Here is an 18,998-nt window from a genome sequence, read left to right on the forward strand (position 1 = left end):
GCAGAGACCCCGGGAAACCGTGGCTTCCCGGGGTGTTATGGTCAGATCTTCTGTTTAGCGGGGAGCAACCTGACCACCATTTCAGCAGGCGATGGTCATGAGGCCAGGCGGAAATCGCCGCGCGGCTGAACCGCCACGCCCTCGTCCATCAGCTTGCCGATCTCGCCCTCCGGCAGTTTCGCCACATCGGCCAAGACCTCCTCTGTGTGCTGGCCCAGTTGCGGCGCGGGGCGCGGCACCTCACGCGCGATCCCGGCGAAACTGAACGGCGAACCGGGCACACGGTAGCGACCGATCCCCGGCTGCTCGATTTCCGAGAACATCGGGTTCCCGGTCGACAGGTCCGGGTCCTCGCGCAGCGCCTGGGCAAAGCTGCGGAACTGCGACCAGGTCACGCCGCTCTTGTCGAAATCCGATGAAAAATCGCTCACCTTGCGCCGTGAGAACCAGGGGGCTAGCACTTTTGTGATCTCGGCCCGATAAGTCCAGCGGGCCCCCTCCTGCATCAGGTCGACGCCCAGTCGCGCCGCGAGATATCCCATGTCCTGCTCGGTGCCTGTGACCTTCATCAGGTTCTTCCACTGGCGCGGGGTCAGGGCGATCACCATGACGCGCCGACCGTCGGCACAGACGAAGTCCTGCCCGTAGGCACCGTAGAGCGAATTGCCCGCCTTAGCCCGGTCGGTCCCGTTAACCGCGACCTCACCGATGATGCCCAGGTTGCCCAGCATCGCCGCCGCCGCATCCTTCAGAGTCAGATCAACAAACTGCCCCAACCCCTTGCGAAGACGCGCTCTTTCCGCCGCCAGGAGACCGGACACCACCATGTTCCCGGCGATGCAGTCCCAGGCCGGCAGGACATGGGCGACCGGGTCGGACGACCCTTCAGGCCCCGTCGCCATCGGAAACCCCAGAGAGGGGTTCACGGTGTAATCCACCGCCGGTTTCCCGTGCCGGTCGCCACGCAGGGAGACCATGCAGAGGTCCTCGCGGCGGGCCTTCAGTGTCTCGTAGTCGGTCCAGCCCTTGGCCGCGAGGTTGGTGATGAACAGACCCGCATCTTCGCCCGGGGCACAGATGATTTCCTGCGCGATCTCCCGCCCGCGCGGGCACTTCACATCCAGCGCGACAGAGCGTTTCCCCTTGTTCATCCCCGCCCAGAAAAGGCTTTCTCCGGAGGAGGTTACAGGCCAACGCTTATAGTCCATACCGCCCTGCGGCAGGTCGAACCGGATCACGTCCGCGCCCATCTGCGCCAGGGTCATGCCCGCCAGGGGCACCGCCACGAAGGCCGAGCTTTCGACCACGCGCATGCCGTCCAGAATGCCGCTCATGTCGTCCACTCCATCCTTGCCTGCAGGCCCAGGTAGTCCTCGAAGGTGGCCGTCCCGACCTCGATGGCCCCGCCCGCCGGATCCAGGGCGCCCACAAGGCGCAGGTCGGCGTCGTGGAACATCGGATGCACCACCCGGTAGGTGAAGCGCGCGGGCGCCTTGCCCGTGTGCCGCTCGGCGGCCTCGATCGCCATTGTCGCCTGCATGGGGCCATGCACGACAAGCGCCGGGTATTTCTCCACCTGTTGCGCGTACGGCAGGTCATAGTGGATGCGGTGTGCGTTGTAAGTCGCTGCAGAATAACGGAAAAGACGAACCTCGTTCATCGGCACACGCTCATCGTAGGCCATGCGTTCGGGCACCGGCACCTGGCGCGGCGGACGAAAGACCGGCGGGATGTCGAGGTAGACGATGTTCTGTTCTTCTTCGATCACGCCGCCCTGATCGCCGGTGGTCACGTGGTCCACCGTGACAAAGGCCATCGGCCCTGTCTTGCCTTCCTTCTGCGTCACCGCCCGGATGGTCGAGACCTTGGTCAGCCGCTCTCCGACGTGGAACACACCGGCGAACCGCACATCGCCTCCCGCCCACATGCGGCGCCGGAACGGCAAGGGCGGCAGGAAGCCGCCCAGCGCCGGATGCCCGTCCTCGCCCAGGTCGCTCATCGGGACGAATTCTGGGAAAGCGACCCAATGCCAAAGGCTTGGCAGTTCCATCCCCGGGCGCACATCGCGCTCTGGGGACAGGTCGTGGCTGACGGCGGCGTTCTGCATCCCCGCGAGGTTGGGCGTGACGCCCCCCTCGCGGGTCTCTGTCCGCCCGATCCAGTCGGTATAGTCCGGCTCCATGAGGGACGCGGCGCTCATGCTGCCGCCTTCATGCCCAGGACCTCGGCCATCGTCCGCCCCATCGCCGAAGGGTTCGGCGCGACGGTGATCCCGGCAGAGGAGAGGATCTCGACCTTTTCCTGCGCGCTTTCGCCAAAGGCGCTGATGATCGCTCCCGCATGGCCCATCTGCCGCCCCTTGGGCGCGGCCAGGCCCGCGATATAGGCGGCCACCGGCTTGGTCATGTGATCGCGGACATAGGCGGCGGCCTCTGCCTCTTGCGGGCCACCGATCTCGCCGATCATCATGATAGCATCGGTTTCCGGATCGTTTTCAAAGAGTTCCAGGATGTCCTTGAAGCTGGATCCGTTGATCGGATCGCCGCCGATACCGATGGAAGAGGAAATGCCGATGCCCAGCGATTTCATCTGGCTGGCGGCCTCGTACCCCAATGTGCCCGAGCGTCCGACGATGCCCACGCGGCCCGGCATGTAGATATGCGGCGGCATGATGCCCATGAAGCCCTTGCCGGGGCTGATGATGCCCGCGCAGTTCGGCCCGATCAGGCGCATCTTGCGCTCCCGCGGGTAGCGACGGAGAAAGCGTTTCACCCGCATCATGTCCTGCGCCGGGATGCCATCGGTCACGCAAACCGCCGTCTTGATGCCCGCATCGGCGGCTTCCATCATCGCATCGGCGGCAAAGGCCGGCGGCACGAAAAGCAGGGAGGCCTCGGCGCCGGTCGCCTCCACCGCCTCGCGGACGGTGTTGAAGACCGGGCGGTTGAGCACCGTGGTGCCGCCCTTGCCGGGGGTGACGCCGGCAACGACCTTGGTGCCGTATTCGATCATCTCCTGGGCGTGGAACTGGCCGATCCGGCCCGATAGGCCCTGGACGACGACCTTTGTGTTTTCATCAATCAGGATAGCCATATCGCGTACTCCTCAGGCTGCGGCGGATTGCGGGCGGGCGGCGACGGCCTTCTCGGCCGCTTCCTCCAGCGTGTCGGCAGAGATGATCGGCAGACCGCTTTCGCGAATGATCTTCTGCCCTTCCTCGACGTTGGTGCCGCTCAGGCGCACCACCACGGGCAGGTCGATACCGACCTCCTTGTAGGCCTGGATCACACCCTTCGCGATCCAGTCGCAGCGGTTGATGCCCGCAAAGATGTTCACGAGGATCACCGAGACATTCTGGTCCGACAAGACCGTGCGGAAGGCCTGGCAGACCCGTTCGGGCGAGGCGCCGCCGCCGATGTCGAGGAAGTTCGCCGGCTGCCCCCCGGCCAGCTGGATCATGTCCATCGAGGCCATCGCCAGCCCGGCGCCGTTGATGATGCAGCCGATGTCACCATCAAGGCCGACATAGGCGAGACCGTTGTCATAGGCGGTCGCCTCGCGCGGGTCTTCCTGCGACGGGTCGCGCAGCGAGGCGATGGCAGGATGCTTGTACAGTGCGTTGCTGTCAAAGGACATTTTCGCATCCAGCGCCACCAGGTCGCCCGACCCGGTGATGACCAGCGGGTTGATCTCGACCATCATGGCGTCAAGATCGCGATAGGCGCGATAGCAGGCCCGCAGGAAGGTCGAGAACTGGTCGACCTGCTTGGGCTCAAGCCCCAGCCGGAAGCCCAGCTCGCGCGCCTGGTACAGGGCCAGCCCCACCGCCGGATCGACCACCGACCGCACCAGGCTGTCGGGATCTTCCTCGGCGAGGTCCTCGATCTCCATCCCGCCGTGGCCGGAGGCGACGATCATGATGCGCTCGGTCTTCCGGTCCAGGACAAAGCCCAGGTAGAGTTCCTGCGCGATGTCAGAAGCTTCCTCGACCCAGAGCCGGAACACGCCCTTGCCGTTGGCGTCGGTCTGCTTGGTGACAAGCTGCCGGCCAAGCAGGCCACGGGCGAAGTCGGCCACTTCCTGCTCGGACTTGCAGACCTTGACGCCGCCCACTTCGCCGCGCCCGCCGGAATGGATCTGCGCCTTGACGACCCAGGCGTTCCCGCCCAGTTCACGGGCGCGATAGGCCGCCTGTTCCGGCGAATAGGCCAGCCCGCCGCGCGGCACCGGGACGCCAAAGCTCTTCAGGATTTCCTTGGCCTGGTGTTCATGAATGTCCATTTCTCATCCTCCCTCTGCGCGGGTTATTCTGCGGCGATGCCGGTTTCCTTGGCGGCAATCGCCTGCGCCATGTCGATCACGTTGCGGGCCATCTTTTCGCTGGCCGCGTCGATCATCTTGCCATCGAGGCTGGCCGCCCCCTTGCCCGCGGCCTCTGCGGCCTTGAGCTCTTCGATGATCCGCTCGGCCTTGGAAACCTCGGCCTCGGGCGGGCTGAAAACATCGTTGGCCATCGCGATCTGGCTGGGGTGGATGGCCCATTTGCCCTCGCAGCCCAGGGCGGCGGCACGGCGCGCCGCATCGACAAAGCCCTGCCCGTCCGCGAAATCGCCAAAGGGCCCGTCAATGGCGCGCAGCCCGTAGGCGCGGCAGGCGATGACCATGCGGGTGATCGAGGCATGCCACTGGTCACCCGGGTAGTTCGGGTTCAGCCCGCCGATGTTCACGGTGCGCGCCCGCATCGAGGCCGCGTAATCGGCCACGCCAAAGTGCAGCGCCTCCAGCCGGCCGCCGAATTGTGCAATCGCCTCGACATTCGCCATGCCCAGCGCGGTTTCGATCAGCGCCTCCAGGCCGACGCGATGGGTCAGGCCGCAGGCCTGTTCGATCTGGTTGATCATCGCCTCGACCATGTAGAGGTCGGCGGGCACGCCCACCTTGGGCACCAGGATCGTCTCGACCCGGTCGCCGGCCTTTTCCATGATATCGACCACGTCGCGGTACATGTAATGCGTGTCCAGCCCGTTGATCCGCACCGAAACCGTCTTGCCCTTGCCGGCCCAGTCGATGTCGTTCAGCAGCTCGACGGCATTCTTGCGCGCCTGGTCCTTTTCGGGGGGCGCCACCGCGTCTTCGAGATCCAGAAAGACATAGTCGGCGGCGCTGTCGGCGGCCTTTTCGACCATCGCGGGGTTCGACGCGGGCACCGCCAGTTCAGAGCGGTGCAGGCGCTGTTTGCGCAGCGGGTGCAGCGTGTGGGACATGGATCTTACCTTTCTTCAAAACATGAGGGGACCGGCCGCGTCCCATGCAGGGGCGCGTTCATAGGGTCCCGGGTGTCGGGATGGGGTTACTCGGCGGCCACCGCGAAGGGCTGCCGGTACTCGATATCGCCCGCGAACCAGGCCTGCGCCGCACCGACGCCAGAGCCGGGGACCACGGCGGCGCCCGCGCGCATCAGGGAAAGTTCGGCGAGGCTGAGCGCGGTCAGCGCCATGCCCTCGTTGAAATCGCCCAGGTGGCCGATGCGGAAAACCTTGCCGTTCAGACGACCAAGGCCGGACCCGAAAGAGGCGTTGAGATCGTCATAGGCGATGCGCAGCACCTCGCGGGCATCCACGCCCTCGGGCACGCGGATCGCGCTGACGGTGTTCGAGTAATAGCTGTGATGCTCGGCCACCAGTTCCAGCCCCCAGGCTTTCACCCCGCGGCGGATGCCCTCGGCGAGACGCGCGTGGCGGGCAAAGACCGCCTCCAACCCCTCGGCAAAGATCCGGTCCAGCGAGGCGCGCAGCCCGTGCAGCAGCGGCGTCGGCGGCGTATAGGGGAAATAGCCGTCGGCATTGAAGGCGCGCATGTCGGCAAAATCGTAGTAGGCGCGGCGCATGGTGGCCGTCTTCGACGCCTCCAGCGCCTTCTGGCTGACACCCAGGATCCCCAGGCCCGCCGGCATCATCATGCCTTTCTGACTGCCGGTCACGGCCAGGTCGACACCCCAGTCGTCCATCCGGAAATCCATGGACCCGATCGAGGAGACACCATCGACGAACAGCAGCGCATCGTGGAACGTGCTGTCGAGCGCGCGGCGCACCGCCGCCACGTCCGACACGACGCCGGTCGCGGTTTCGTTGTGGGTGACAAAGACGGCCTTGATCTCATCGTGCACGTCGCGGCCCAGGATCCGCTCGAACTCGCCCACCGGCGCGCTGGCACCCCAGGGCAGATCGACGACGATGGGTTCCAGGCCCAGCATCTCGGCCATCTTGACCCAGAGGGTCGAGAACTGGCCATAACGCGCCATCAGCACCTTGTCGCCGGGGTTCAGCGTGTTGGTGATCGCCGCCTCCCAGGCCGAAGTGCCGGAGCCGGGGAACAGCATGACCTCGCCGGTCGCGGTCTTGAACACGCGCTTGAGGTCGGAAAACAGGCCAAGGGTCAGGCTGCCAAAGTCGCTGGCGCGCATGTCCTGCTGCGGGACGTTCATCGCCTGGCGCACGGCCTCCGGCACATTGGTCGGGCCGGGGATGAAAAGATGGGTCTGTCCGGTGCGCATGGTGCTCCTCCCTTGCGGTTGAAAGCCACCATGCGCCAGACATTCAGAAACTGGAAACAAAGCCGGGTCCTGCTGTAAATGCGAGATTTTACAAACACCCACAATTGTCAAAATGTAAAATTTAGTATACTGTAAAATACCATGAAGACCTTCATCGGACCCCGCCTGCGCCGGCTGCGCATCGAACACGGCCAGACCCAGGTGCAGATGGCCAAGCGCCTGGGCATCTCGACCTCTTACGTGAACCTCCTGGAAAAGAACGAGCGCAGCGTGTCGGTGCCGGTCCTGCTCAAGCTTTTCGAGGCCTATGGCGTCGACTGGCGCGACATCGCCGAGGACGACGACACGGCGCAACTGGCCGACATCCGCGCCGTCCTTCAGGACCCGTTGTTCGAGGGCGCCCGCCCCGACCTGCCGCAGCTGCGCGCCGCGCTGGCGCACAGTCCGGACCTGGCTGCCTGCTTTCTGAAATTGCACCGCGCCTTCATGGCGACGAATGACCAGCTGATGAGCGTGGCCAGCTCCGGCGAGACCGGGCAGCGTGTCCTGCCGCAGACCTCCGAGGCCGTGGTGCACAACTTTTTCCGCAGCAACCGCAACCACTTCGAGGCACTTGAACAGGCCGCCGAAGGGTTCTGGTTCGGCGAGAACGTGGCGCCCGACGACATCTATCCGGCGTTGAAATTACGGCTGCGGCACCGGCTGGACCTGCGGGTTCGGCTGGTCCCGGTGGCCGAGATGCCGACCTCGCTGAGGGAATATGACGACGAACGCCGCGAGGTCCGCCTGTCCGAGGCGCTGGACCATCCCAACCGGGTGTTCCAGCTGGTCCATGTGGCCGCGCTGGTGGAACAGAAGGACCTGCTGGACGACATCCTTGGCCGCAGCGGGCTGACCGACGCCAAGGGGCGCGCGCGCTGCCGGGTGGAACTGGCCAACTACTTTGCCGCCGCCGTGCTGATGCCCTATGACCGTTTCCTGGCCGAGGCACTGCAGAGCAAATACGACTTCGACCACCTGGCCACGCGGTTCGGTGTCAGTTTCGAACAGGCATGCCACCGCGCCACCACGCTGCAACGCAGCGGAGCGCGGGGCGTGCCGTTCTTCTTCCTGCGGATCGACAAGGCCGGCAACGTCACCAAGCGATTCAACTCGACCGACTTTCACCTGGCGGAATACGGCGGCGCCTGCCCCCGGCTGGAGGTGCACACCTGTTTCCGGACACCGGGCCTGATTCTGCCCCAGGTGGCCGAGATGCCGGACCGTTCGCAGTTCTTCGTCTTTGCCCGCACGGTGGACCGCCCCAGCTTTGCCCGCCACAGGCAGGACGTGCGGCTGGCGGTGGCGATGGGCTGCGCGATGGAACACGTCGGCAGCATCGGCTACGCCGAGGACCTGAACGTCCGGCAGCCGCATGCGGCCGAAATCGGCATCAACTGCCGGGTCTGCCCGCGCGCCAACTGCGATCAGCGCGCGCACCAGGCGGTGGTCCTGTCCGAGCCGGTGGACGAGAACCGCCGAGGCGCGACACGCTACGCCGTCTGAGGCCACCCGTTATCAAGACCTTACCGCTTTGTACAAAATGCCGGATTCCCTGTACGTTTTGTACAAAACGTACAGGGTGTCCCGTCACGCCCAGTCCAGCACCACCTTGCCGGACTTGCCCGATTTCATCACCGCAAACCCCTCTTCGAAGCTGTCGACCGGGAACCGGTGGGTGATGACCCGACTGACATCCAACCCGTTTTCCAGCATGGCGATCATCTTGTACCAGGTCTCAAAGATTTCCCGACCGTAGACGCCCTTGATCGTGATCGCCTTGAAGACGATGCGCGACCAGTCGACCGGCGATTTGCCCGGCGGAATGCCCAAGAGCGCGATGCGCCCGCCCATCACCAGCGTCTCGACCATCTGGTCCAGCGCCCGCTGGTTGCCGGACATCTCAAGGCCCACGTCGAAACCTTCCTTCATGCCCAGCCGTGCCACAACGTCCTTCAGGTCTTCTTCACCCACGTTCACCGGCGCCACGTCCGCCACCTGCCCCGCCAGCGCCAGCCGGTCCGGGTTCACATCCGTGATGACGACATGCCGGGCGCCGACATGCCGCGCGACGGCCGCCGCCATGATCCCGATCGGCCCCGCACCCGTGATCAGCACGTCCTCACCCACGAGGTCGAAGCTCAGCGCCGTGTGCACCGCATTGCCCAGCGGATCGAGGATCGCCCCGATCTCGTCCGGGATGCTGTCCGGCAGGGGCACCACGTTGAAGGCCGGCAGGCGCAGGTACTGGGCAAAGGCCCCCTGCTCGTTCACGCCGATGCCCCGTGTTTCGGGATCGAGGTGGAACTTTCCGGCCCGCGACTGGCGCGAGTGCTTGCCGATCAGATGCCCTTCGCCGCTGCACCGCTGGCCGATGGTCAGGTCATCCACGTTGCGCCCGATCTCGACGATTTCGCCGGCGAACTCATGCCCGGTCACCAGGGGGACAGGCACCGTCTTTTGCGCCCAGTCGTCCCAGTTCCAGATATGGATGTCCGTGCCGCAGATGCCCGTCGCCCTGATCTTGATCAGCACGTCATCCGGCCCGATTTCCGGCACCGGCACACGCTCCATCCACAACCCTTCCTCGGGTTTCGCCTTCACAAGCGCCTTCATCTGGTTGCTGGTCATTTGATCACCCCAAGTTCGCGCCCCACGGCGCCAAAGGCCCCAAGAGCCTTGTCCAGGTTCTCGCGCGTCAGGTCCGCGCTCATCTGCGTGCGGATACGCGCCTGCCCCTTGGGCACCACCGGAAAGAAGAAGCCCGAGACATAGACGCCCCTGTCGAACAGTTTCGCCGCCATCTCCTGCGCCAGCTTTGCCTCGCCCAGCATGACCGGGATGATGGGATGCTCCCCCGGCAGCAGGTCGAACCCCAGGTCAGTCAGGCCCGCGCGCCAGTAGGCCGCGTTGTCGAAGAGCCGCGCGCGCAAGGCGTCGCCTTCCTCGACCAACCGGATGGCCTCAATCCCCGCAGCCACGACCGCAGGCGGCAGGGCGTTGGAAAACAGATAGGGCCGCGCGCGCTGGCGCAACAGGTCGATCACCGGTTGCGGCCCGGCGATATAGCCACCGATGGCACCCCCCAGGGCCTTGCCCAGCGTGCCGGTCAGGATGTCGACGTCGACACCGAAATGCGCCGGCGTCCCCTGCCCCTTCGGCCCCATGAAGCCGGTGGCGTGACAGTCATCGACCATCACAAGCGCCTCGTATTTTTCAGCCAGCGCCGTGATCTCGGGCAGCTTCGCCAGGTAGCCATCCATCGAGAATACGCCATCCGTGGCGATCATGACGAACCGTGCACCATCCGCACGCACCTGTTTCAACTGTGCCTCCAGGTCCGCCATGTCGGAATTGGCGTAGCGATAGCGCCGCGCCTTGCACAGGCGGATCCCGTCGATGATCGAGGCGTGGTTGAGCGCGTCCGAGATAACGGCGTCTTCCGGTCCCAGCAGCGGCTCGAAGAGGCCACCATTGGCGTCGAAACAGGCCGCGAAGAGGATCGAGTCGTCCTTGCCCAGGAACTGCGCCAGCCGGGTTTCAAGCGCGCGGTGCAGGTCCTGCGTACCGCAAATGAAGCGGACAGAGGCCATGCCATAGCCCTTCGGCTCCATCGCCGCCTGAGCCGCGGCAATGAGGTCGGGGTGATCGGCCAGGCCAAGGTAGTTGTTGGCACAGAGACAGATTTTCGTCTCGCCATCGACCATGATCTCACCGCCCTGCGGCGAGGTGATGAGGCGCTCGCGCTTCATCATGCCGTCGGCCTCGATCTGGCTCAGGGTCTCGGTCAGATGGGTCAGGAATCGGTGTGTCATGTCAGCCTCCATTGCGAGCAAGCTAACATGACGGACAAAATTCCGAAATAGGGGATTTTCGTAATTACGGATTTTTTTCCGCTATACTGTCAAATCACGCATCCTGAACCACGAGAAAGGCGCGTGCAGGGCTCAGCGCCGCGATCCGATGCGCCACGTCCGCCGCATAGCGCGCGGTATCGCCGGGACCAAGCCGGTCGCTGCCCGAACCGCTGGTCACTTCGACCTCGCCTTCGATCACGCTGAGATGCTCGCGCGCGCCCCGCGCATGCGGCAGGCTGTCCAGGATGCCGCCGGCGGAAAGGCGCAGCTCGTAGACCTCGTGCCGGCCGGCCTCTTCAGGCGGGGACAGGATGCGGATCGTGCAGCCACTGCCGCGCTGCTCGATCGTGGGCACGTCCCCGGACCGAAGCACCTCGATCTGGCGCGCCGGGCCTTCTTCGAGCAGGCCCGCAAAGTCCACTTGCAACGCCCGTGTCAGGTTCCAGAGCGTCGCGATGGTGGGCGAGGACTCGCCCCGTTCGATCTGGCTGACCATGCTGCGGGAGACCCCCGACAGCTTGGCCACGGCGTCCAGAGATAGCCCCTGTGCCCGGCGCGCCTCGCGCAGCCGGGCGGGGAGTTTGGCCAAGATGGCGTCAGTGTCTTCCGTCATACCGGAGGAATACCGCCGCGCCGCACGCCGGGCAAGCCCGCTTTCCTCTGGCATCGCGCCATGTCAACATCGCGCCGAACCAGAGGGGAACAAGATGACCGACGACTATGTTTCGACCCATGACGCCGCGCCGGATGCGCGCAACGATGATATCCGGATCTACGTCGACGGCGAGATCGTGCACCGGGACGAGGCGCGGGTCTCCGTCTATGACAGCGGGTTCCTGTTGGGGGACGGCATCTGGGAGGGGCTGCGACTCTATGACGGCAAGATTCCCTTTCTGGATGACCACCTCGACCGGCTTTACGAGGCCGCGCTCTACCTGGAGCTGGAGATCGGCAAGACGCGCGAGGAACTGACCCAGGCCATATGGGACACGCTGGCGGCCAACGACATGACCACGGATGTGCACATCCGGCTGATGGTGACACGCGGGCGCAAGCGCAAACCCTTTCAACACCCGCATCTCAGCATCTATGGCCCGACGATCGTCATCATCGCCGAACACTCGAAACCCGACGACAGCGTCATCGACCGGGGCATTTCCCTGTTCACAGTGCCGCACCACCGGGGATTGCCCCTGACCCAGGATGCCAAGCTGAACTCGCATTCCAAGCTGAACTGCATCATCGCGCTGAACCATGCCGTCCGCGCTGGCGCCGATGAGGCGCTGATGCTGGACCCCTTCGGATTCGTGAACACGACCAATGCCTGCAACTTCTTCATCGTGCGCAAGGACGCGGTCTGGACCTCGACCGGGGACTACTGCATGAACGGGATCACGCGGCAAAAGGTGATCGACATCTGCCGCCAGAACGGAATCCCGGTCCATGAACGCAACTACTCTCTGGTCGACACCTATGGCGCCGACGAGGCCTTTCTGACCGGCACCTTCGGCGCACAGACCCCGGTGTTCGAGATCGACGGGCGGGTGATCGGCGGCGGCAAGGCGGGACCGGTGTTTCACCGCATCCGTACTCTCTACAAGGAAATGATCCGGCGCGACGCCTGAATACGGCGCCCAAGAGGCGCCGGTTCAGACGCCATTGATACATCGCGGAACACCACTGCGGCGCCTTGAGTCCCATCGGAAACTCAGAAACGAAAACTCTCCCCCGCTGACGCGAGGTGGCTCAGCCCTCTTGGCCCGAAGCACACTGTATACAGAAACGACGAAATGGACCCAAAATAGCCCCCGAAAAAAGTTATTTGACAGATGATGTATACAGAATACCTTTCCCGGCGAGACTTGGGGGAGGAGACCCATGAATCGCCAGGAACGCAGCGCGCAATTTGCGCGGGCCCTGATCGAACTACGGTCGCTGGTGCTGAACGGAAGCTACGCCGGGGGAGAGCGGCTGGCCGAAACTGCGCTGGCCGAGCGGCTGGACCTGTCTCGCACTCCCTTGCGGCAGGCGATGGACCGGCTGGTGGACGAGGGCCTGCTGGAACGCATCGAAACCGGTGGCTGCCGCGTGGCGCAATTCACGCGGGCCGACATCCACGACGCGATCGAGATGCGCGGCGTGCTTGAAGGCACCGCGGCCCGCCTTGCCGCCGAACGTGGTGCCGTCCCGGAACTGGCCGAGCGCATGGAAACCGTCCTGACGCAATTGGACGAAGCGGTGTCAGGCACGCTTGATTTCAAAGCCTATGTCGCCCTGAACGGCGAATTCCACGACCTGCTGGCCAACCTTGCAGGCAGTCCCGTCGTGGCGCGCGAGGTCGCGCGCGCCGGACGCCTGCCTGCCGCATCCCCCTCGGCTTTCATGCAGGGGCAGGAACTGATCCCCGATTTCCGCGAAAGCCTGACCCGCGCGCAGCGACAACACCGCGCCATCTTTGAGGCGATCATGGACCGCCAAGGCAGCCGCGCCGAGGCGCTGGCCCGCGAACACGCGCGCCTGGCGCGCACCAACCTTGACTACGTGACCAGGGAAGAGCCGGCCCTTGCGGAAAAGGTGCCGGGCCTGTCGCTGATCGCGGAGTGACACGACTGACACAGGGAGAGAGGAACCAACAATGCCCAGTCTGAACGACGCAATGAAGAAGTGGAACACCCCGGTCGAGATGCTGCGCAACAGCCAGGCCGGGATGTATGTCTACCCGGTGGTGACGCCGGAATTCCAGAACTGGCGCAATGAACAGGCCGCCTGGCGCGAAAGCGCGGTGCTGTTCGACCAGAGCCACCACATGGACGAGGTCATCGTCGAAGGCCCGCAGGCGACGGAGTTCCTGTCGCACCACGGCATCAACTCCTTCGCCAATTTCGACCTGAACCGGGCCAAGCACTTTGTTCCGGTCACGCCCAACGGCCATGTCATCGGCGACCACATCATTTTCCGCGAGCGCGAGGACAAATACATCCTCGTCGGTCGCGCGCCGACCTCGAACTGGCTGATGTTCGCCGCCGCCTGGGGCAAGTGGAACGTGCGCCTGCGCCACGATCCCCGTTCGCCGTCGCGCCCCGAGGGCGAGCGCGTGCTGCGCGAGCACTACCGCTATCAGATCCAGGGGCCCGAGGCCTACAAGATCTTCGAGAAGATGAACGGCGGCCCGATCCCGGACATCAAGTTCTTTCACGTCGACTGGATCAACATCGGCTCCAAGAAGGTGCAGGCGCTGCGCCACGGCATGTCCGGCGCGCCGGGGCTGGAGGTCTGGGGCCCCTACAAAGACAAGGATTACATCCACTCGGTGATCCTGGAGTCCGCTAAAGAGGCCGGCGTGAACATCGTGCAATGCGGCAGCCGGGCCTATTCGACCAACACGCTGGAATCCGGCTGGATCCCCTCTCCCCTGCCGGGCATCTACACCGGCGACGGGATGCTTGCGGACTACCGCGACTGGCTGGGTGCCGACATGTACGAAGCGGCAGGCGCCATCGGCGGCAGCTTTGTCAGCGACAACATCGAGGACTACTACGTCAACCCGTTCGAGCTGGGCTATGATTTCTACATCGGCTGGAAAAAGGACGACTTCATCGGCAAGGCGGCACTGGAAAAGATCAAGGCCCAGGGCGCCCACCGCAAGAAGGTTACCTTTGAGTGGAACCGCGAGGACGTGCTGAAGGTCATCGCCAGCGGGTTCGAGGAGGGCACGCCCTACAAGTGGATCGACTTCCCGCAGCCCAACTATGCCTCCTCCAGCGCCGACATGGTGATGCAGGGCGACCAGATGGTCGGCATGTCGATGTTCAACGGCTATAGCTGGAACGAACGCTGCATGCTGTCTCTGGGCGTGGTGCACAAGGACGTGCAGGTTGGCGACGTGCTGACGCTGCGCTGGGGTGAACCGGACGATACCGCCAAGACCTCGACCGAAAAGCACAAGCAGGCAGAGATCCGGGTACGCGTCTCGCCCACGCCCTATGCAAAAGAAGCCCGCGAGAACTACGCCGACAGCTGGCGGACGAAGGCGGCGGAATAAAAAGGATTCATGCGCCTTCGGGCGGAATGAATTTGTGTCCCGGGCAAGGTCATGCACTACTTTGCCCGGGGATGGACCGCGCCGGGGAGGGCCGGTCGTACCAACCGGGAGGATAATTTAATGAAAATGACCCATCTGATCGCGGGCGCCGCACTTGCCGTCGCCTCTGCCATGAGTGCCCAGGCGCAGGAGCTGAAATTCGCCAATTTCACCCCGCCTTTCCACACCATCAACGCCAGCGTGATCGAAAAGCTGAACGCCGATCTTTCGGCGGCCACCGATGGCGCAGTCAGCGTGCGCGGCTATCACGGCGGCGAGCTGGGAGCCGGTCCGGTCGAACAATACGTCCGCGCCGTTCAGGGCGTCGCCGACATGGTCTGGGGTCTGCCGGGGTACACCTCTTCGCAGTTCGGCAAGACCATGATCGTCGAATTGCCCAATGCCATCCCGCTGGACCAGCCGGGGTACGAGGCACTCTGGGCCGCCTTCGACGAGATCAAGGGAGAATTCCCGGCCACCAAGCCGATCGCGCTCTGGACCTCGGAACCGAATATTTTCATCATGAAGGACGTGCAGATCCGCACCCCTGCGGACCTTGCGGGGTTGAAGGTCCGCGTCGCCGGCGCCACAGCCGCCGAAGTGGCCGAAGCCCTTGGCGCGACCCCGGTGCAAATGCCGATCAACCAGGTCTACAACGCCCTGCAGACCGGCCTGATCGACGGCGTGATCACCGGCGCCTCGACCCTGTCGGACTTCAAGCTGGACGAGGTCGCCAACAGCTATACCGTTGGTGCCAACCTTGGCCGCCTCGCCTTTTACACGGTGATGGGCCAGTCGTCCTATGACAAGCTGTCGGCGGATGCCAAGGCCGCTGTCGACGCCGTCGCCGGCATGGAGGTTTCCAAATCCGCCGAAATGGCCTGGAACGCAACCGCCGATGCCGCGCTTGAAGCGGCCCGCGCCGACGACACCAACGTGGTGATCGACCTCAGCCCGGAAGAGGCGCAGGCCTTTGCGGATGCCGTCGCCGACGTGGTGAACGGCTACGTCGGCGAGGTCAGTGGAGAGGCCGCGCTTGCCAAGATGCGGGGCGAGTGAGTGCTGAACGCCCTCAGGAAAACCGCGGACGGGCTGATCCGCCTGTCCGCGGCCATCGGCGCCCTGGCGCTGATCGCGGAGGTCGGCGTGATCCTGGTGGACGTGATCGGGCGCGCCTTCGGTCATCCGATGTTCGGCAGCCAGGACCTGATCACCATGATCATGGTCATGCTTGTCTTTGGCGGCATGGCGCTCTGTGACCGCAACGGCGGGCATATCGCGGTCGACCTGTTCCAGAAGACCTATCCGCCTTTGATGAACCTCATCATCGACATCTTCTCGGCCCTCCTTGGAGCCGTGATCTTTGCCTTCATCGCCTGGGCGGTCTGGGAAAGCGCCAAGCTGAGCCAGATGCTGAACCTGTCGACAAACCTGCTGCGTCTGCCCAAGGCCTGGTTCCAGTGGGGCCTTTGCGGCTTCGCCGTCCTGACCGCTCTGGGCATGTTCCTGCGGGCGGTGGAACTGACCCTGTCCCGACGCGACGTGCGCGGTGAATGGAGCAAGACCACATGACAATCGGCGCCATCGGCCTGATGGGCATCGCCGCCCTGTTGATCCTGCTGATGCTGCGCATTCCCGTGGCCTTTGCCATGTTCCTGGTGGGCTTTCTGGGGATCTGGCACCTGAACGGCTGGAACGCGGCGATGGGGCTGCTGGCCTCCGAGACCTTTACCTTGGCCTCGAACCCGGAACTGGTCATCATTCCCCTGTTCATCCTTATGGGCAACGTGGCAACCGTCACCGGGATGAGCCGACAACTCTACGATGCCGCCTACGCGGTGATCGGGCAGGTCCGCGGCGGGCTGGCCTCGGCCACGGTGATTGGCTGCGGCGGCTTCGCGGCCCTGTCGGGGTCTTCCGTCGCCTCGGCCCTGACGATGGGCAAGGTGTCCCTGCGAGAGATGGACCGTTTCGATTATGACCCGCGCCTGTCGACGGGCGTGGTCGCCGCCGGTGGCACGCTGGGCATCCTGATCCCGCCCTCCACCGGCTTTGTCATCTATGCCATCCTGACCGAACAAAGCATCGGGCGGCTGTTCCTTGCGGGCGTCCTGCCCGGCCTGCTGCTGCTGAGCGCCTTTATCCTGACCATCACCATCATGTGCTGGGTGCGCCCCGCCTTTGGCCCTGCCGGTCCCCGCACCACGATCGACGAGAAAAGCCGCAAGCTGCTGGGCGCGCTGCCGATCCTCGTGGTGATCCTGTTGACCATCGGCGGCATATACGCCGGTCTCTTCTCACCGACAGAGGCAGCGGGGGTCGGCGCCGGGCTGGTGATCCTCTACGGGATCGTCACCCGCACCCTGACGGTCCGCGCTTTCTGGGAGGCCTCCAAGGACAGTATCGTGACCACCGCGACGGTGATGCTGATCCTGATCGCGGCGCATATGATCAACCCCTTCCTGGCCCTTAGCCATATTCCCACCGTCGTCGGAGAGTTCCTTGCCGGGCTTGAAGCAGGGACAATCGGAACCCTCGTGGTGATCCTCTTCGTCTACCTTGTGCTGGGCTGCTTTCTCGAAGGCTTTGCCATGCTGGTCCTGACCCTGCCGATCTTCTTTCCCGTCATTGTCGAGCTGGGGATCGACCCGATCTGGTTCGGCGTACTGGTGGTCCTGACACTTGAAATGGGATTGATTTCGCCCCCCGTGGGAATCAACGTCTTCATCGTCAAGTCGGTGGCGCCCAAGGTCGAACTGGGGACAATCTTTCGCGGGGTCCTGCCCTTCTGGCTGGCGATGATCGCGACGCTGGCGGTCCTGATTGCCTTCCCGCAAATCTCGCTGATCCTGCCAAATACGATGTTCAACTGACGTGACAGAAGGGCAGTCGATCCCGCGCAACCTGAGACATCTGCGTCTCTTGCCTGCGATAGCAGAACACCGTTCGCTGACCGGAGCGGCCCAGGTCAGCGGCCTGTCCCAGACCGCCGTGACGCACGCCTTGCACAAGGTGGAAACGGCCGTGGGCAGCGCCCTGTTCGACCGCAACAGTACCGGAGCCTTTCCGACGGATCGCGGTCAGGTACTGCTGGCAAGGGTCCGGCGCGCGCTCGACCGGCTGGACCCAGCCCTCGATGCCCTTGCCCCCGGCCTGTCGCGCGTGGTGACGCATTCCCAGTTGATCGCGCTGATCGCAACCGCCCAGAGCGGCAATGTCACTCTGGCCGCACGGCAACTGGGCCTGGCGCAACCGACGGTCCATCGCGCCGTGACCGAGCTGGAACGTGCGGCGGGTCGATCCTTGTTCGACCGGGCGCGCAGTGGATTGGTCCCCCGACGGGCCTGCCTGTCGCTGTGCAGGGCCGCGCGGCTCGCCTTTGCCGAGCTGGACCAGGCAGAGGCGGACCTGGCAGAGTTCGACGGGCGCGAAGGCGGGCGCGTGGTTCTGGGCGCCCTGCCCCTCTCGCGAACCAACCTCCTGCCCGCGGCACTGGTCGCCTTCCGGCAGGAACGACCCGAAACGCCGGTCATCGTACACGACAGTCGCTATGAGGATCTCCTGGCCGGCCTCGTTGCCGGCGAGGTCGATGCCATCATCGGAGCGTTGCGAGATCCCGCTCCGGTCGCGGAGGTCGAACAACACCCGCTCTTCGACGATCGTCTGTGCTTCGTGTCCGGCCCCGGGCATCCGCTGACAAAGGAATCCGCTCCGACAATCGCAAGCCTGGTTCAATGGCCCTGGATCGTCCCCCGCCTGGGCGCCCCTGCCCGGCGTCAATTCGAAGAGTTCTTTGCCAAACACGGATTGAGACCGCCGGAGAACGTCATCGAAAGCGGCTCTGTCCTCTTGATGCGGGAAACGCTGCGTCAGAGCGAGATGCTTGGCTGCATTTCCGGCTGGCAGGCTGCCGCCGAGGTACAGCACGGCCTGATGACAGCACTTCCGATTCAACCGGATGTTCCCGCACGCCAGATCGGCGTCACACTTCGCCGCGACTGGATGCCGACCACCGCCCAACGCCGCATGCTGGATCTGCTGAAAGAGGCAGCTCGAAATTTCTGATCCGAAACAGCAAAAGCCCCGCCGGATAAACCGGACGGGGCTCTTGTTTCGTATGTCGCATAGAGTGATTTGGTTTTTACTAGGTTTGGCGGCGACCTACTCTCCCACGTCTTGAGACGCAGTACCATTGGCGCGGTGGCACTTAACGGCCGGGTTCGGAATGGATCCGGGTGTTTTGCTCACGCTATGACCACCAAACCGAGTAAAAACCATTGCCGCGACGCGGCGATGGTTTTGGTGGGCGTCAGTGCATTTGCGGAGCAAATGTCACGGGAGCCCACACCCAACCATGCCAGGTGCGGCATCAATCAAGCTGTTGTCCATGTCATGACACGTATGGTGTATGCCTTGAAGTCCGTAACGAGGTTGTCTTCAACCTTGCTGTTACTGGATCAAATCAAGC

The 18,998-nt window shown here is 64.3% G+C and carries 18 protein-coding genes and 1 rRNA gene; 9 read left to right on the forward strand and 10 right to left on the reverse strand.

What is annotated here, in order from left to right:
* Positions 1-95: 95 nt before the first annotated feature.
* The 6 genes from BLQ71_RS19730 to BLQ71_RS19755 all read right to left on the reverse strand — a co-directional run bounded on the left by BLQ71_RS19730 (position 96) and on the right by BLQ71_RS19755 (position 6,553).
* The gene (locus BLQ71_RS19730; RefSeq protein ID WP_074622951.1) at positions 96-1,334 is read right to left on the reverse strand and encodes a CoA transferase; all 1,239 of its coding nucleotides are present in this window, start codon (positions 1,332-1,334) and stop codon (positions 96-98) included.
* Entirely contained in the window at positions 1,331-2,200 is an 870-nt protein-coding gene (locus tag BLQ71_RS19735) for an HTD2 family dehydratase (RefSeq protein WP_229754919.1), read from the reverse strand. Before BLQ71_RS19735 ends, BLQ71_RS19730 begins: the two co-directional genes overlap by 4 nt.
* Positions 2,197-3,093 carry a succinate--CoA ligase subunit alpha gene (sucD, locus tag BLQ71_RS19740; RefSeq protein WP_043145900.1) on the reverse strand — a complete coding sequence of 299 codons (897 nt, stop codon included), beginning with the start codon at positions 3,091-3,093 and terminating at the stop codon, positions 2,197-2,199. The genes BLQ71_RS19735 and sucD overlap by 4 nt, the downstream gene beginning before the upstream one ends.
* A gap of 12 nt (positions 3,094-3,105) precedes the next feature.
* Positions 3,106-4,281 (reverse strand): malate--CoA ligase subunit beta, encoded by a 1,176-nt coding sequence (locus BLQ71_RS19745; protein ID WP_043145901.1) that lies wholly within the window; start codon positions 4,279-4,281, stop codon positions 3,106-3,108.
* 23 nt (positions 4,282-4,304) lie between these two features.
* The gene (locus BLQ71_RS19750) at positions 4,305-5,264 is read right to left on the reverse strand and encodes an HpcH/HpaI aldolase/citrate lyase family protein (RefSeq protein WP_043145902.1); all 960 of its coding nucleotides are present in this window, start codon (positions 5,262-5,264) and stop codon (positions 4,305-4,307) included.
* Positions 5,265-5,350: 86 nt separating this feature from the next.
* Positions 5,351-6,553 (reverse strand): pyridoxal-phosphate-dependent aminotransferase family protein, encoded by a 1,203-nt coding sequence (locus BLQ71_RS19755; protein ID WP_074622952.1) that lies wholly within the window; start codon positions 6,551-6,553, stop codon positions 5,351-5,353.
* A 141-nt stretch (positions 6,554-6,694) separates the two neighbouring features.
* On the opposite strand from BLQ71_RS19755, the gene BLQ71_RS19760 reads away from it, so the two are divergent.
* On the forward strand, positions 6,695-8,098 hold the full coding sequence (locus tag BLQ71_RS19760; protein ID WP_074622953.1) for a helix-turn-helix domain-containing protein: 1,404 nt from the start codon (positions 6,695-6,697) through the stop codon (positions 8,096-8,098).
* Between the two features lie 84 nt (positions 8,099-8,182).
* Here the strand turns inward: BLQ71_RS19760 and tdh are convergent, their stop codons facing one another.
* The 3 genes from tdh to BLQ71_RS19775 all read right to left on the reverse strand — a co-directional run bounded on the left by tdh (position 8,183) and on the right by BLQ71_RS19775 (position 11,062).
* Positions 8,183-9,223 (reverse strand): L-threonine 3-dehydrogenase, encoded by a 1,041-nt coding sequence (gene tdh, locus BLQ71_RS19765; RefSeq protein ID WP_074622954.1) that lies wholly within the window; start codon positions 9,221-9,223, stop codon positions 8,183-8,185.
* Complete coding sequence (locus BLQ71_RS19770; protein WP_074622955.1) at positions 9,220-10,407, reverse strand: glycine C-acetyltransferase; 1,188 nt, start codon at positions 10,405-10,407, stop codon at positions 9,220-9,222. The genes tdh and BLQ71_RS19770 overlap by 4 nt, the downstream gene beginning before the upstream one ends.
* Before the next feature lie 94 nt (positions 10,408-10,501).
* The gene (locus tag BLQ71_RS19775; RefSeq protein WP_074622970.1) at positions 10,502-11,062 is read right to left on the reverse strand and encodes a helix-turn-helix domain-containing protein; all 561 of its coding nucleotides are present in this window, start codon (positions 11,060-11,062) and stop codon (positions 10,502-10,504) included.
* Between the two features lie 94 nt (positions 11,063-11,156).
* On the opposite strand from BLQ71_RS19775, the gene BLQ71_RS19780 reads away from it, so the two are divergent.
* From BLQ71_RS19780 to BLQ71_RS19810, 7 genes are all read left to right on the forward strand, one after another.
* Positions 11,157-12,074 carry an aminotransferase class IV gene (locus BLQ71_RS19780; RefSeq protein WP_074622956.1) on the forward strand — a complete coding sequence of 306 codons (918 nt, stop codon included), beginning with the start codon at positions 11,157-11,159 and terminating at the stop codon, positions 12,072-12,074.
* Between the two features lie 253 nt (positions 12,075-12,327).
* Positions 12,328-13,053 carry a GntR family transcriptional regulator gene (locus BLQ71_RS19785; protein ID WP_074622957.1) on the forward strand — a complete coding sequence of 242 codons (726 nt, stop codon included), beginning with the start codon at positions 12,328-12,330 and terminating at the stop codon, positions 13,051-13,053.
* A gap of 31 nt (positions 13,054-13,084) precedes the next feature.
* Positions 13,085-14,491, forward strand: a complete 1,407-nt coding sequence (gene ligM, locus BLQ71_RS19790) for a vanillate/3-O-methylgallate O-demethylase (RefSeq protein WP_052244814.1) — start codon at positions 13,085-13,087, stop codon at positions 14,489-14,491.
* Between the two features lie 120 nt (positions 14,492-14,611).
* Complete coding sequence (locus BLQ71_RS19795) at positions 14,612-15,589, forward strand: TRAP transporter substrate-binding protein (RefSeq protein ID WP_074622958.1); 978 nt, start codon at positions 14,612-14,614, stop codon at positions 15,587-15,589.
* Positions 15,590-16,102 carry a TRAP transporter small permease gene (locus BLQ71_RS19800; RefSeq protein ID WP_074622959.1) on the forward strand — a complete coding sequence of 171 codons (513 nt, stop codon included), beginning with the start codon at positions 15,590-15,592 and terminating at the stop codon, positions 16,100-16,102.
* Positions 16,099-17,403 carry a TRAP transporter large permease gene (locus BLQ71_RS19805; protein WP_074622960.1) on the forward strand — a complete coding sequence of 435 codons (1,305 nt, stop codon included), beginning with the start codon at positions 16,099-16,101 and terminating at the stop codon, positions 17,401-17,403. The genes BLQ71_RS19800 and BLQ71_RS19805 overlap by 4 nt, the downstream gene beginning before the upstream one ends.
* A gap of 1 nt (position 17,404) precedes the next feature.
* Positions 17,405-18,595 carry a LysR family transcriptional regulator gene (locus tag BLQ71_RS19810; RefSeq protein WP_074622961.1) on the forward strand — a complete coding sequence of 397 codons (1,191 nt, stop codon included), beginning with the start codon at positions 17,405-17,407 and terminating at the stop codon, positions 18,593-18,595.
* Between the two features lie 83 nt (positions 18,596-18,678).
* On the opposite strand, the gene rrf is transcribed toward BLQ71_RS19810, so the two are convergent.
* A 5S ribosomal RNA gene (rrf, locus tag BLQ71_RS19815) occupies positions 18,679-18,793 on the reverse strand.
* Between rrf and BLQ71_RS26695 the strand changes: the two genes are divergently transcribed.
* A partial coding sequence (locus BLQ71_RS26695; protein WP_217629826.1) for a hypothetical protein occupies positions 18,782-18,998 on the forward strand: 217 nt, incomplete at its 3' end. The two genes, rrf and BLQ71_RS26695, sit on opposite strands and share 12 nt — an antisense overlap.

Source organism: Antarctobacter albus (assembly GCF_900101505.1).
GTDB classification, from domain to species: Bacteria; Pseudomonadota; Alphaproteobacteria; order Rhodobacterales; family Rhodobacteraceae; genus Antarctobacter; species Antarctobacter albus.